This is a genomic window from Paenibacillus pinihumi DSM 23905 = JCM 16419, from assembly GCF_000422505.1.
Classification (GTDB): domain Bacteria; phylum Bacillota; class Bacilli; order Paenibacillales; family Paenibacillaceae; genus Paenibacillus_D; species Paenibacillus_D pinihumi.
Window position 1 is genome coordinate 444782 of the sequence record NZ_KE383866.1, and the last position, 12995, is coordinate 457776.

The following is a 12995-nucleotide window of genomic DNA, read 5'->3' on the forward strand; positions in this document are numbered from 1 at the left end:
ATGACGACATCACTTGGCTTTCATGCTTCCAGCCTTAGACCTTTTCTAATCACTTCAGCTGATGGACGGAATACCTTTTCGAACTTCGTAAATCACTTCACAGTGGTACACTCCACCGTGAGTTGAAGTTGACGGAAGGGATAAAAACGTATCTTGTGAATTCGGGTATCACTACTAAAGAGTAGAATACAAGGGGAGTAGAACGATGAGCGAAGAAAAGCGTATTTTAAAAGGTATTTTATTTAACCCGGCCAATCCAGAACTTCGGGCCATTAAATTGCAAGCCCATAATTTGAGTAGTTTGTATAGTCGTACCCTCGAAAATGAAACCGAAACAAGAGAAAAGATTCTAAACCAGCTTCTTGGCAGTAAAGGTGAAAATTGTTTTATTCAAGGACCTGTTTTTTTTCATTATGGTACCCACACCGAAATAGGCGATCACTTTTTTGCAAACTATAATTTTACGGTTCAAGACGATGCAAAAGTAATAATCGGCAATCATGTCAGCTTCGGGCCTAACGTCACAATAGTTACACCCGTCCATCCACTCGTTGCATCCGAACGCAGACAGATGCTGGATCAACATGGAAATGCGCAATTGCTTTGTTATGCCAAGCCGGTCACGATTGGTAATGATGTATGGCTTTCAACCAATGTGACCGTTTGTGGCGGTGTAACCATTGGCGATCGTAGCGTCATCGGAGCAGGCAGCGTTGTTCTGCACGATATCCCGCCCGATTCGTTCGCCGCAGGTGTACCCTGTAAAGTCATCCGTAAAATTGCCGAAGCAGACAGCATGATCTACAAACCGGATATTTTAGCGGACTGCCAAGTCATGAAAGACGGGCACTTTGAATAAAAAACAGTTGGCTCACACGACAGGCCTTAGATTGATGGCTTTGAACATTTGAAGGGAACTGTATTAATAAGTCATTTTCAAAAGAAGTATCGATTGCCGTTCATTGTAGAGAATCGATTGAACAGGCCATTGCGTCATAATAATATAATACAACGGAGAATGGACATGATTTTTCTTATCTTAATTTATCTGGCGTTTATCAGCCTTGGATTGCCCGACTCCCTGCTTGGTTCCTCCTGGCCCATCATGAATACTGATTTGGGTGTCCCCATCGGAAACGCGGGAATTGCATCCATTATTATTTCCATAGGCACCATCATTTCCAGCTTGCTCTCATACAAGTTGATTCGAATCATTGGCACTGGCAAGGTAACGATTATCAGTGTCGCCATGACTGCCGCTGCCCTGCTTGGTTTTTCGTTTTCGCCTTCCTTCATTTGGTTATTGGCTTGCGCGATTCCGCTTGGTCTTGGGGCCGGAGCAGTTGATGCCGGACTGAACAGGTTTGTGGCCGAGCATTATGAAGCCAAGCATATGAACTGGCTACACGGTTTTTGGGGTGTTGGAGCCATGTTGGGTCCCATTTTGATGTCTACGCTCGTATTGTGGGGAAACACATGGAGAAGCGGTTATTTTACCATATCGATGGTACAGTTTTCATTGGTTATCTTGCTGCTGTTTTCACTTCCTATGTGGAGGAAATTTGAAAGCCCGTCAACGAAGCAGACTGAAGAAGATCTGCAAACCAAAGATAAGCCAGGACTGCTCGCTTCGCTGAAAACAAGAGGTGCTGTCTTTGGGATGTTTTCGTTCTTTCTGGTTTCTTCAACGGAAGCTTCCATGATGCTATGGGGGTCAAGTTATTTGGTGAAAAACGAAAGCATTTCGCCAGAAAGTGCTGCCGGGTGGGTATCCTTATTTTTCTTGGGAATCACAGCCGGACGGATGTTAAGCGGCTTTATCTCCATTAAGTTGAGCAATGAGGCGCTGATTCGTCTTGGAGCCATTCTTATGATTTTTGGATTTTTTATCATGCTGTTGCCGCTTCCGACGATTTTCACAATAATTTCATTCATTATTGTTGGGACAGGGCTTGCGCCGATCTATCCATCCATGCTACATCAAACTCCCATTTATTTTGGGCAGCATAACGCACAGGCGGCTATGGGTATGCAAATGGCATTTGCCTATACCGGTACTACGCTGGTTGCGCCATTGTTTGGACAACTCTTTGCGCACGTCTCCTTCTCCTTAATGCCATATGTGCTTCTCACTTGCGGCGTCGGATTGCTGGCTTGTAGGGAAATGCTAATACGGGCGTATAAAAAGAAAGCTGGCGTTCATAAAAGTGCTTCTCTGGAGAGCTAAGTGTTTGAAGTAACAGGGGCCGGCAAATGTATATTGAAAAAGTGGATTAGCGAGGTAGCTAAAGAAGAAACAGAAGAACACATTTAATGTAGAAAGGCGGATGGATGATGCGGATTGAACATGTCGCAATCTGGACCAAGGACCTTGAAAAGATGAAATCGTTCTATGAAAAATTTTTCAACGGCATCGCAAATAAAAAATATGTGAATGAAAAGAAACATTTCCACTCCTATTTTTTGACCTTTAAAACAGGTGCGCGTTTGGAATTGATGCAAAAACCCGAGCTTACGGAGTTAGAACCTGCTGAATATTACGGCATTACCCATTTTGCTTTTTCCGTCGGTTCTGAAGAAAAGGTGAATGATTTGACGGATCGCTTAAAGAAGGAGGGCTTTCAGGTTTTGGATGGGCCGCGAACAACCGGTGACGGCTACTACGAAAGTTTAGTGCTTGATCCAGAAATGAATCGGTTAGAAATCACGATTTAAACGTGTCCTTCTTGCTCCGCCCCCCCATTCGGAGACCATAGGCCAGACCGGGCTCAATGGCGTACCTTATATGTGGAGCTTGAACAACTTCTTGGAACAAGCGTTGATGGTCGCGGCCGTTCAGAACATAAAGAAGATCGCCCTCCACCTCGATAGGAGGACATAAGGGGGGCCTGCTCCCTCTCATTCGCCTAAAAAAGAGAAAACCCACGTTTTGATTAAAAAACGCGGGTTTCTCTATAATCTGACAACGACTCTTGTCGTTGTCTTTTTAGATTAGATGGAAAAACACTACACAAGGTATGATAAAATCATGACCATTCTCCGATGTTTTAGATATTTTCGTTGTCCTGTCGAGAATTTCCGCGCAGACCAGACTGATATGCCGCAATCGCCTGTGCGATCAAACCATGAAGGATGTCGGCATCTAAATCACTTTCATAATTAACAACAGGGAATATTTCCCTCAATTCCTCTGAAGGTATTGATTGCTCAATCGCTTCTTTTAAAGCTTCGGATAAAAAATCACCGTAAAGAACAACATATTCGGGATTGATTGTCCCACAAAAAATACTGATTAATTTAGAAATGGCAGCTCCTAGCTCTTTGGAATCATCATAATTAATCGTTATCCAGTCAACACCGATAGGCAGCAGATTGATTTCACCAGCATAACCAGCGACCCCTTTATGAATGTTGCCATCAATCACAACGCCTGCACCTGGACCAAAAGTACGAGGGAAATAAATGCCGACAATAGAGGATACTTTTTCTGTGTGTTGGCTAAAACCAAAAGCTGCTGCATTGACATCATTCTCAACAATAACCGGCAACTCATACTTTTTCTGAAAATATTCTGTAAAGGCAGTCCCCTTTAATGTAGTAAAGTCATTTACCAAAATAACACCATTATGCTCCACACCCGGCAGAGAAAAAGCAATAAGACTTATAGTCGAATAGTTTCGCAGGGCCTCATTGATCATCTGATCAAAACTAGAAAGTTGAATGATATCAAACGGCTCCTCTACGTCCCATACGTGTTCCCCGTAAAGATTCCCGACACAAGCACTGATAATATTCTTCCCCTTGCGTACCCGCGCCGATAACCCAAGCACATGTGCAAATTCTGCATTAAAGCTATACGCTTGAGACGGCCTTCCTCCCGTTGCAGAATACATTTTACCGAGTGTGACTTCTCCGCTTTCTACAAATCCATTTAGTATGTTTCCAACGGTAACAAGGCTTAATCCTGTCGTTCGAGCCAATTGTTTAATGGTGGAGGTTTTGTATGAACAAAGGCTCCAAAGAACTGTTTGTGAATTGCTCTCTTTCATATCCAGCATATTTATTCCCATAAAAACCCCCGGCCTATTAACTCCGATTTTCATTTCATAATGTTGCAAGCCTGCAGCAAGCGAGTCAGGCGGAATATCTTTTAGTATAACACTTCCTTCACCAACAGTGACGCTGCGATCTCCAATGGTTACGCCACAGCAAACGGTAAGATTGGTTGAAAACCATACGCTGTTGTTTTGCTAAACATTAGCTGATATGATACCCGATTTCGTTAGATAATCCAAGCTCTCCTTTGCACAATCGAAGGCGTCTTTCTGCCAGTTTTCTTGCTCGGCCAGTCCCCATTTCACACCGGTTCGATGACAAGCCTCAAATATGGGCAACCAATCAATCCGACCTTGACCAAGTGGAACCAAGTATTCTTTCCCCTCGGTTGAGAGTGCGGAATCTTTAAAATGACATATATTTACGCGCCCTTGATACCGTTCCAATAAAGCCACAGGGTCCTCACCTGCCCGAACAGTGTGATATACACATAAAGTTAAGCCCACTTTAGGCAACTGTTCCATTACGATGTCTATGGCACGAATGCCATTAATGTACTCATAGTTGAACCAGAGCGGGTGGAAGGTAAGTGTGATACCATGTTCACCCAGCGTCCTAGCCATTTGGTCCATCTCATCACAAAATTCCACGATTCCTTCCGGTGTCATTAGCTCACGCGGGATGGTACTGACACATAAAGAATCACTTTCCCACAGCCTATTCATCGTGACATAGTAATCCAAATTATTTCGCACTACCATAAAATCTTCTTGAGTTGCGATACATTTCATCCCTGTTTCTCGCAAAGCTTCTGCCGTGAATGCCAAAGGGACGGCAGGATCGATCCATTGCAGCTGTACATCGCGATACCCCATATTATGCAGTTTACGGAATGTATGTTGTACTTCATCTGCTGTCGTAAGATAGGGTCTAAGACTGGAAGCTTGAAAGCCAAGTATTGTCATAATTTACCCTCCACGTTTATTAATTAGTTATTAAATTGAATTTAATAACTATGGGTTAACTATACCCCTGTCTTCAGAAGGAGTCAATGTCTAATATATTAACTCCCTTAGTAATAAGGAGAAAAAGGATCGAGCAGATTCTTCCGCTCATCCAAATCCCGATAAAAATGGCTGAGGGACACTTCTTTTCAATTTTTTCATAACAAAAAGAAACCTTTCCTTAGTAAAATGGGGGTACCACCCAACCACATACCAAAGGAGAGGTTTCTTTTATACATTTAATATACTATGGACCAACTATGCCTGCCAATGGATATGGAAGAGGACCTTCCTCAAAATCATCTCGTTCAGGTTGTCAATTTAGAAACCTGTCGTATACTGTCTTGGAATTTGCGTTTCTTTTTTCAATTTCGAAGCCGTTTCCAGTGCCCAGTAAGGGTTTCTCAGCATTCCTCTGCCGACAGCAACCAGATCCGCCTCTTCATTCCCGATCACTGCGTTCGCCAAAATTGGATCATCCAGTCTGCCAACGGCAATTACAGGAATATCGAGGGATTCCTTGATCTGTTTAGCGAGCGGCACCTGGTATGCCGCATGAGTTCCCGGTCTGCCCCACGCTGCGATAGGTCCTTCTCCACCGGCTGAAATATGAAATACGTCTACTCCCGCGTCTTGATATTCCTTGGCAAAAGCAATGCTTTCCTGAATACCATAACCGCCTTCAACGTACTCTATAGCAGAAATACGCATCAAGAGTGGCATGTCTTCCGGCATTTCAGCTTTTGCTGCCTGAATTACCTGGCGTCCAAAAAGAGTTAAGTCTTTTCCATATTCATCATCACGTTTATTCGTAAGTGGAGAGTGGAATTGATGAATTAAATAGCCATGTGCCCCATGAAGCTCAATCGTATCAAAGCCGGCCTGAACAGCACGGGCTACAGCAGCGCGGAATTTCTCCACCTGACCTTTAACCTCTTCAGTCGTCAGCGCACGGGGCTGTTTTGATTTTTCATCAAAAGCAATGGCCGATGGTGCAACCGGTACTTCAGCGTCCTCCGCTTTGCGTCCTGCATGTGCAATCTGAATTCCCACTTTGGCGCCGTAACTGTGGCAAGCATCCACAATCCGTTTGAGAGCCGGAATCTGATCATCTGACCATAGGCCCAGATCGAAGTCGGAAATCCGGCCATCTGGCTCTACATCTGTCATTTCGACGATGACCAAGCCTGTGCCGCCGATGGCACGGCTAACATAGTGCATGTAATGCCATTCAGTGGCGACACCATCTTTTTTATCAACGGAATACTGGCACATTGGCGGCATAACAATGCGGTTCTTTAAATCCAGACCTTTTATTGTAAAGGGACTAAATAGATCATTCATAAAAAAAACTCCTCTCAATTGTTGAATTCGAAAATTAAAATGCATGCGCAAGCATATATAATATCGTGCTTATTTTTCCTACACGTTTGTGCCCGACAACCAAAACTTTCATCATGACCACACTATGATTGGTCCGGTAATTCTCCCCCATAAGTTAAACGTAATTGTATCTCATGTTAACATTCAAAATAAGAAACATGCGCATGCATATAATTTATCGAAAATAATAACTTCTGTCAAGCCATGAATAAAATGAACGCAAACAAGTTTTTTCAGGATTAAAAAGGCACTCGTGTATTCTTCCTGTGAGTACCTTCCCAAACAATGAATCAGGATAATCTTTGTATCAGCTGTTGAAAACCTTTGCGATCGTTCCCTTGAAGTTCTAATTGAAGCACTTCATTGAACGTTTCTAATGCGCGTTGCAATTTATTTTCGCCCACCTCAGTAATTCTTGTGTAGACACCTCTCCGGTCATCTTCGCATACATGTCTTTGCAAGGCACCGCAGTTTTGGGCTTCCAGCCTCACAACGAGTCTGGATATCGCGCTTTGACTTAAACTGACCATGTCTTCAAGCTGCTGCAACCGCAATTTTTTTTCCTCGGACCTGGATATGAAAAATAAAACGTAGAACTCCTTCAAAGACAAACCGTATTGCAGTTGGAGTGCCTGCTCCAATTTTTCATTTATGCCGGAATAAATATGCGTCAAAGACAACCATTTATCCAAGAAATCATTTTTATTTTGCAATAATAGACCCACCTCATCTATATAAAATAGTTAGACTTAGTCTATATTGTATCAAGCTTAGTCAAAACGGTCAAAAGCCATGCCCAACTGACTGATCGAGCTATACAAACTGAGCATAATGCTTGTTGCCGAAGGGGCTAGAGCAATCAAATGGAACTGCAGCGCAGGCCCGGAAGACCAAGCGGAAAACGTCCACAGCATAAGCAGCGGGTACATCAAAATTACGGATTCACCAGCAACATATGCCTGAGCCTTAGGCTCAGGCTGCCGCCCGTCTTAGTGGCCCGCTTTTGCCGAGCCGTTCTCCCAGCCTTCCCCCGTCTCTACCAGGATTGCTCCCGCGAGGGCAGGTACAGCTTGCTCACTCTGAGGTGCTGCCTATCCTATAGGAGCAGGCGCATCAGCGCGAACCCAGCCTGTGACGAACACCCCAATCAGAATGAGCGCTCCTCCGGCGAACTGAGAGACGCCCACCTGCTCGCCCAGCAAGAGGAAACCAAATAAAATAGCGATGAAGGGCGGGAGGTTGTGGAACAGCGACGCTGTACCTGGACCGACAACCGCCACACCCCGGATCCACAACACTCCTGCAGCCACATTTATCAGACCGGCAATGGCGGTAAGCAGCCACATCCATAGACTGCCCGGCATGACGCTCCCTCCAAGCAGCCACTCTCCCCCGATGGCGGGCATCATCAGCAAGGTACCGACGAAGGAGGAATAAGTCGTAATGGTTAATGGAGACAGCGTAAGGGCCAGCTTCGGGGTGAATAATACGCTCACCGATAAGCCGAGCATCGCCAGCAGCAAGTAAAGATCACCCTCCCCAATGCTCCAAGCTTGTCCGCTGCTCTGCACGATGATAAGCACGCCCGCAAATCCTAGTCCCGCTCCCAACAGCTTCATCCCCTGAATGCGAGTCTTCAGGAAGACCGCCTCCAGAAGCAGCGTTGTAAGTGGCGCCGCCGCATAGATCAAGGAAGCGTTGGCTGCAGTCGAATATTCCAACCCGATAAAATAGGCCGGCTGTTGAATCAATGTAAAGAAGATCGAAGAATACAGCAGCAGCAGCCATTCGGCTCTGCTCGGCCTTTGCACCGCTCTTCTTCCCCTGATGCCCCAATAGAGAAGAAGCAAAAATCCGAATGTAAACAAAAGCCGCAGAAACGAGAGCAGCACCGGCGAGAACGCCTGCAACAGATAAGCGCTAATAACGAAACTGATGCCCCAGAAGAAAGCGACAACAAACAACCCCGCAAATGCTGATCTATACGCAGTCGGCATCGTGTTCAGCTACACACCGACAGAAGTGAAGCGATTGGCCGGGCGCTGGAGCGATAAATGATCACGCAGAGTACGGCCGGTATATTCGGTGCGGAACACCCCTCTGCGCTGCAGCTCCGGTACTACCAGCTCCACGAAATCATTGATGCCGCCCGGCAGATGGGGGAATGAGACATTAAAGCCGTCGGCCGCCCCCTGCAGGAACCATTCCTCCATAAAATCGGCGATCTGCTCCGGCGTCCCGGCCAGCCCGAGCCTGTTCGTCAATCGTCCATACAGCTGGCGCAGCGTCAGTTGTTCGTCATCCATCAGCTCAAGGATGCTCTTGAGGAGGCTCTTGCTTTGATTGAATTGGTCGAGATCCGGCCGGATCGGCAGCGGCTCATCGAGCGGATAGGACGAAATGTCCTGCCCCAGATAATGGGAGAGCAGATCGAGGCCAAGCTGCGGCGGCGTCAAGCTCTCAATGAGCGCCAGCTGCTCCTTCGCTTCCTCTTCTGTCCGGCCGATAATCGGCATGATGCCGGGCAATATTTTCAACGCGTCACGGCTTCTTCCATATTTGGCCATGCGCCCCTTAATATCCTCGTAGAACTGCTGACCGGCTCGCAAACCTTCAGCCGAAAACGAGCTGATCGGCGCGAAGACAATCTCCGACTTGGCGGCAGCCAGCTCCTTGCCGGCCTCCGAGGCGCCGGCCTGAATGAGCACAGGATACCCTTGCGGGGGTCTGGTCACATTGAGCGGGCCATGCACCTGGAAGTGACTGCCCTTGTGCTGAAGATTGTGCAGCTTCTCCTTATCGGCGAAGTACCCGCTTTCCTTGTCCAAGAGCAGGGCGTCATCCTCCCAGCTGTCCCACAGCCCTTGGGTCACATCAATGAACTCCCCTGCCCGCTCATAGCGAGTCCCATGCTCCAGATGCTGCTCCCTTCCGAAATTTCGGGCCTCCTCATCCGTCCTCGAGGTGACGATATTCCAGGCCGCCCGCCCATTGCTGAAGTAATCCAGTGTCGCCAGCTTGCGTGCGACATGATACGGCTCATTATAGGTACTGGAGACCGTTGCCGCCAGTCCGATATGCTCGGTGGCTGCAGCCAGCGCAGCGAGCAATGTGAAGGGCTCCGGGCGAATGCTATTGGCATGGCTAATCCCGGATTCGAAGCGGTCCCATACGTACAGCTCATCGGCATAGAAGAACATATCGAACTTGCCGCGTTCTGCCGTCTGGACGATTTTTTTATAGTAGTTGAAATCAAGCAGCCCTTGCACATCGGTCAGAGGATGCCTCCAACTGGAAATATTCCCTCCCGCCGGGAAAAACATCATCGCTCCGAGCGCCATTTGTCGTTGCGGTTTACTCATTTCATCAGCCTCCATTTAGTTATCCAATATGAATAGGCGGTATACGCTGTAAAAAAAATCATCACAATGCGCCTTTACCCTTTCAACAAACCATTGGCTATCAGCCATTCCTTAGCCACTTCGAGCGCAGACCGCTGCTTATTCTCAACCTCGCCATTGAGTCTTTGCATCTCCTTATCTGTAATTTTCCCTGCCATCGAATTGAGTATTTTCTCCAACTCCGGATGTTTCTTCAACACTTCATCGCGAATTATCGGGACGGCATAATAGGGTACATAGACATGCTTATCATCCTCCAGCACAACAATAGGTCTGACCAGAACCTGGGCAGAGGTCGTTTGCACCATCGCGACATCAATCAATCCCTGGTCAATCGCTTGATAATACAAGCCCCCTGCAATCGTCTTGATAGCCTTGAACTTGGGTTGGTAACTTTCCAAAACCGGCGGCCAGAGATCCGGGCGATTCATAAATTCTTCACTTGCTCCAAAAACCAGCTCTTCTGATTTTGCAGCAACATCAGACCCTGTCTTCAGACCCAACTGCTCCGCTTTCTCCTTATGTACCCCAAACGCATAAGAATTAGTAAAACCCAAGGGATCCAGCACTGTGATCTGATTTTTCTCCTTCAGCTCCTTTTTCACTTTGTCATAGACCGTTTGAGGATCGTATTCAGGTTCTGCCTTTAGGATATTAATAAGTGCCGTTCCGGTATATTCCACATAAGTGTCCACTTCATTAATCTTGAGCGCATTCCAGAGCAAATTGTTATCCAGGCTCTTGACATCCGCCTTCAGATCCGTCTCCTGTTCAATGAGAAGCTTCAAAGCATTCGCCAAAATATCCGACTCTGCGAACCCCTTGGTTGCAACCTGAATCGTATCTGAGCTTCCTCCCTTGGCACAACCGGTCATACCGACTGCAAGCAGCACTGCTGCCGTAATGGCAAGAAGAGCTCTCTTGCGCCTCGCCCAACGTTTGTTCACACCGCTTGCTAGCATGTTCTTCTTGTTCGTCATGTTCTTCATCTTATTCCTTGTCCCCTTTCTATTAATCCTTCGTCAGGTGGCGAAGGCCCTTCGGCGTTAACCAACGGTTCAAGACCAGCAGCAGCAAATTAACAATAATGACAAGCAAGGATACTGGAATCGCTCCGGCCAGAATGACATTCGTGTTAATCGCCGCAATTCCGCGCGTAATAATATCACCTAACCCGCCAGCAGCAATGTAGGTCGCTATGGTCGCTATGCTGATCGTCTGAACCGCTACAAGCCGCACACCGGCCATAATGAAGCTGCGGGCGATCGGCAGCTGTACCAATCTCAGAATTTGCCAGCGGGTCATCCCCATCCCGGTTCCCGATTCAATGAGCGCCGGAGACACGCTGAGTATGCCTGAGTACGTATTTTGCAAAATTGGCAACAGCGCATACAGCGTCAGTGCGATAATTGCAGGCTGCTTGCCGATACCGACCAGCGGAATCATAAAGCCGAACAGCGCCAGGCTTGGGATCGTCTGAATAACGGATACGACAGTAATAATTCCGTTAGCAAGCCGTTTATGCGTTGTCAAATAGATGCCGGTCGGGATGGCGATCAGACAGGCGATCAGCACCGAGATGAGCGACAGTTCGAAATGCTCTATTGTTTTGTCCAGTATTTTCGGCCAATCCGTTTGAATCGTTTCCCAAAAACTCATACTGCCGTCTCCTTTCTATCATAGGACTGTCCGAAAGCCTTAATGCAGCTTTGCCGGGTAATGGTCCCCAGCAGGCGCTGGCTGGCATCGACAACCGGAACGATTGAATACTCGTTCAACAAGGTGAGCAGCTGCGCGATAGTCGCATGATCCTGTACCGACGGAATAGGTGGGCGCATCACTTCCGCTACCTTCAATCGAGAGCTCTCGCTTAACCCCGCCCACCGCCTCAGCTCATCACTCCTCACGATGCCGACGACCTTGTTGTTGGCATCGGTAACGAGCAGCTCATCCATCCGGCTTGCATGCAGCTGCTGGAGTGCCTCTGGTACTTGACAGTGCAAATCGATCGTGCCGCTCGCATCCATCAGACTTATGAGCGAAGGCGCAGACTGTGGCTGCTCGGATACTTCCGTGGCAAACCGCTCGCTGCCAAGAAACTCCCTAACGAATGCATCCGCCGGATGCTGCAGCAGCTCCCCGGGCGATCCCGATTGCACGATCTGACCGTTCTTGAGCAGAATGAGGTCGTCGGCAATTTTGAGCGCCTCATCGATATCATGCGTGACAAAAACAATTGTCTTCTTCACATGCCGATTCAGGTGAATGAGTTCCTTCTGCAGTTGCACACGGCTGATCGGATCGAGCGCGCTGAACGGTTCATCCATCAAAATGATGGACGGATTGGCAGCCAATGCACGGGCAACGCCAATACGCTGCTGCTGTCCCCCGCTCAGCTCATGCGGATATCGCTTGCGGAACCGGGCCGGGTCCAGCCCGATCAACTGGAGCAGCTCCTCCGTACGTCCGACAAGCTTCTGCTTGCTCTCCCCCTTCAGTCGCGGGACGATCGAAATGTTCTCCTCAATCGTCATATGCGGAAACAGACCGATCTGCTGGATAACATAGCCGATATTTCTGCGCAGCTCGACGGGGTCCAGCTTGCTAATATCGCTCCCTTCCCACAATATTTGTCCCTGCTCCGGTTCGATCAGCCGATTTATCATTTTGAGCAAGGTTGTCTTCCCGCATCCTGATGGGCCGATGAGTGTGACAAGTCGCTCCTTCTCTATCGTTAAGTTGAAGTTCTCAAGCACAGGACCGGCTCCATAATTTTTGCTCACTTGCCTAAATTCCAATGCGATGCTGCTCATAGCGCTCACCCTTTCCTTTAATAAACATGAAGAGGCCTTATTTTCCATTATAGAAAACAAGACCTCCAATCGTATGGTTGGTCAATATTGTATAATATAAGATAAACACTAACTAATAGTAATTAAATGAATGATAGTATGTATAATGCATCTAAATAACCTATTATTCTCATAAAAATTATAGGTTTTATGCATGCAGAAAGACTTCCTGCTAACAGGTCAGTCTCAGCGCATGATATCCTCACACCTCAATGCCCATTTCTCACAAGACAGGTTACGGTTGTCTTGACGCTAATAGCCCCGCTGACGGTCGACAATACCCTGCAGCGGCTCTTCCC

At 47.3% G+C, this 12995-nt stretch carries 12 protein-coding genes; 3 read left to right on the plus strand and 9 right to left on the minus strand.

The window, feature by feature from the left end; all coding sequences use genetic code 11:
- Positions 1–205 precede the first annotated feature (205 nt).
- From H583_RS0125735 to H583_RS0125745, 3 genes are all read left to right on the plus strand, one after another.
- On the plus strand, positions 206–859 hold the full coding sequence (locus H583_RS0125735; protein ID WP_028562997.1) for a sugar O-acetyltransferase: 654 nt from the start codon (positions 206–208) through the stop codon (positions 857–859).
- A 165-nt stretch (positions 860–1024) separates the two neighbouring features.
- On the plus strand, positions 1025–2227 hold the full coding sequence (locus H583_RS0125740; RefSeq protein WP_211228359.1) for an MFS transporter: 1203 nt from the start codon (positions 1025–1027) through the stop codon (positions 2225–2227).
- Between the two features lie 107 nt (positions 2228–2334).
- Complete coding sequence (locus H583_RS0125745; RefSeq protein WP_028562999.1) at positions 2335–2715, plus strand: VOC family protein; 381 nt, start codon at positions 2335–2337, stop codon at positions 2713–2715.
- 332 nt (positions 2716–3047) lie between these two features.
- Here H583_RS0125745 and H583_RS0125750 read toward each other — a convergent pair whose 3' ends face one another.
- From H583_RS0125750 to H583_RS0125795, 9 genes are all read right to left on the minus strand, one after another.
- Complete coding sequence (locus tag H583_RS0125750; protein WP_028563000.1) at positions 3048–4070, minus strand: ROK family transcriptional regulator; 1023 nt, start codon at positions 4068–4070, stop codon at positions 3048–3050.
- Between the two features lie 180 nt (positions 4071–4250).
- Complete coding sequence (locus H583_RS0125755) at positions 4251–5021, minus strand: sugar phosphate isomerase/epimerase family protein (protein ID WP_028563001.1); 771 nt, start codon at positions 5019–5021, stop codon at positions 4251–4253.
- 360 nt (positions 5022–5381) lie between these two features.
- Complete coding sequence (locus tag H583_RS0125760; RefSeq protein WP_028563002.1) at positions 5382–6404, minus strand: NADH:flavin oxidoreductase/NADH oxidase; 1023 nt, start codon at positions 6402–6404, stop codon at positions 5382–5384.
- A gap of 329 nt (positions 6405–6733) precedes the next feature.
- Positions 6734–7156 (minus strand): MarR family winged helix-turn-helix transcriptional regulator, encoded by a 423-nt coding sequence (locus H583_RS0125765; protein WP_028563003.1) that lies wholly within the window; start codon positions 7154–7156, stop codon positions 6734–6736.
- 378 nt (positions 7157–7534) lie between these two features.
- Positions 7535–8440 (minus strand): DMT family transporter, encoded by a 906-nt coding sequence (locus tag H583_RS0125775; RefSeq protein ID WP_028563004.1) that lies wholly within the window; start codon positions 8438–8440, stop codon positions 7535–7537.
- Between the two features lie 9 nt (positions 8441–8449).
- A complete protein-coding gene (locus tag H583_RS0125780) occupies positions 8450–9805 on the minus strand; it encodes an LLM class flavin-dependent oxidoreductase (RefSeq protein WP_028563005.1) in 1356 nt (451 codons plus the stop codon).
- Between the two features lie 74 nt (positions 9806–9879).
- Entirely contained in the window at positions 9880–10833 is a 954-nt protein-coding gene (locus H583_RS0125785) for an ABC transporter substrate-binding protein (protein ID WP_051237002.1), read from the minus strand.
- A gap of 22 nt (positions 10834–10855) precedes the next feature.
- A complete protein-coding gene (locus H583_RS0125790; protein ID WP_028563007.1) occupies positions 10856–11503 on the minus strand; it encodes an ABC transporter permease in 648 nt (215 codons plus the stop codon).
- Positions 11500–12657: a betaine/proline/choline family ABC transporter ATP-binding protein gene (locus H583_RS0125795; protein ID WP_036710983.1), complete on the minus strand. Its 1158-nt coding sequence runs from the start codon at positions 12655–12657 to the stop codon at positions 11500–11502. Before H583_RS0125795 ends, H583_RS0125790 begins: the two co-directional genes overlap by 4 nt.
- Between the last annotated feature and the right edge of the window lie 338 nt (positions 12658–12995).

Excerpts from the sequence above, each read along its gene's own strand:
- H583_RS0125735 (WP_028562997.1), top strand. The coding sequence starts at position 206 with ATGAGCGAAGAAAAGCGTATTTTAAAAGGTATTTTATTTAACCCGGCC.
- H583_RS0125755 (WP_028563001.1), bottom strand. The coding sequence starts at position 5,021 with ATGACAATACTTGGCTTTCAAGCTTCCAGTCTTAGACCCTATCTTACG.
- H583_RS0125775 (WP_028563004.1), bottom strand. The coding sequence starts at position 8,440 with ATGCCGACTGCGTATAGATCAGCATTTGCGGGGTTGTTTGTTGTCGCT.
- H583_RS0125745 (WP_028562999.1), top strand. The coding sequence starts at position 2,335 with ATGCGGATTGAACATGTCGCAATCTGGACCAAGGACCTTGAAAAGATG.
- H583_RS0125785 (WP_051237002.1), bottom strand. The coding sequence starts at position 10,833 with ATGAAGAACATGACGAACAAGAAGAACATGCTAGCAAGCGGTGTGAAC.
- H583_RS0125780 (WP_028563005.1), bottom strand. The coding sequence starts at position 9,805 with ATGAGTAAACCGCAACGACAAATGGCGCTCGGAGCGATGATGTTTTTC.
- H583_RS0125795 (WP_036710983.1), bottom strand. The coding sequence starts at position 12,657 with ATGAGCAGCATCGCATTGGAATTTAGGCAAGTGAGCAAAAATTATGGA.
- H583_RS0125740 (WP_211228359.1), top strand. The coding sequence starts at position 1,025 with ATGATTTTTCTTATCTTAATTTATCTGGCGTTTATCAGCCTTGGATTG.
- H583_RS0125760 (WP_028563002.1), bottom strand. The coding sequence starts at position 6,404 with ATGAATGATCTATTTAGTCCCTTTACAATAAAAGGTCTGGATTTAAAG.
- H583_RS0125790 (WP_028563007.1), bottom strand. The coding sequence starts at position 11,503 with ATGAGTTTTTGGGAAACGATTCAAACGGATTGGCCGAAAATACTGGAC.
- H583_RS0125750 (WP_028563000.1), bottom strand. The coding sequence starts at position 4,070 with ATGGGAATAAATATGCTGGATATGAAAGAGAGCAATTCACAAACAGTT.